Annotated in this window: 1 pseudogene; it reads left to right on the top strand. The window is 67.5% G+C overall.

Going from position 1 to position 784, the window contains the following annotated elements:
- Position 1: 1 nt before the first annotated feature.
- Positions 2-784 (top strand): annotated as a pseudogene (locus SE92_RS17105) (cache domain-containing protein); the annotation flags it as partial.

Below are 784 nucleotides of genomic sequence, written 5' to 3'. Positions count from 1 at the left end.
GATCCTGCTCACGGCCGCACTCTCCAGCCTGCTGTGGTGGCGCACGGCGGAGGCGACCAGCCGGCAGCTCGCCTCGACCATCAACGAGCAGATCGTGGCCGCGGTGCGCAAGGAGGTCTCGGCCATCGTCGACGAAGCGCGCGCCGCGCACACCGCGATCCGTACGCTGTTCCTGCAGAACGTGCTCGACACCCGTGAGGCCGACAAGCGCGAATTCGTGTTTCTGTCGCAATTGCAGTCGCAGGCGACGATTTCCTGGGTGGCCTTCGGCTGGCCCGACGGCTCCTTCTTCGCCGCGCACAAGCTCGGCGATCGCCGCCTGGAGATGATGGAGATCTCGCTGACCGATCATCAAGGCCAGCGCCGCGTCGATGAATATGACGTGGTGCCCGGCGACATCGAATTCGCCAATCGCCGCTTCGAGCCGACCTCATTCCGTGTCGCCGATCAAGCCTGGTTCAAGGCCGGGCTCAGCGCGGACGAGCCGCAATGGTTCAGGGTCATGGACCATGCGACCGGCGAGCGGCCGTCGATCGCGTTCGCGGGGCCGATCGACGTCTATCAGGAGCGGCAGGGCGTTCTCGCCGTCATCATCGAATATACCAGGCTTGCGCGCTTCCTGTCGCAGCTCGAGGTCGGACGCACCGGGACCGCCTTCATCGTCGACGGCAGCGGCGAGCTCGTCGCGGCGCCGGACAAGGAGGCCGACGAGCTCATCCGGCGCGCGGCGACACGACGCTGCTGCCGCTGGCGCGGCTGGCGCTCGACAAGGCGGGTGAGGCCG

Origin of the sequence: Bradyrhizobium sp. AT1 (assembly GCF_001590795.1) — a bacterium.
GTDB lineage: Bacteria > Pseudomonadota > Alphaproteobacteria > Rhizobiales > Xanthobacteraceae > Bradyrhizobium.
This window is presented reverse-complemented; position numbering and strand designations above follow the sequence as displayed.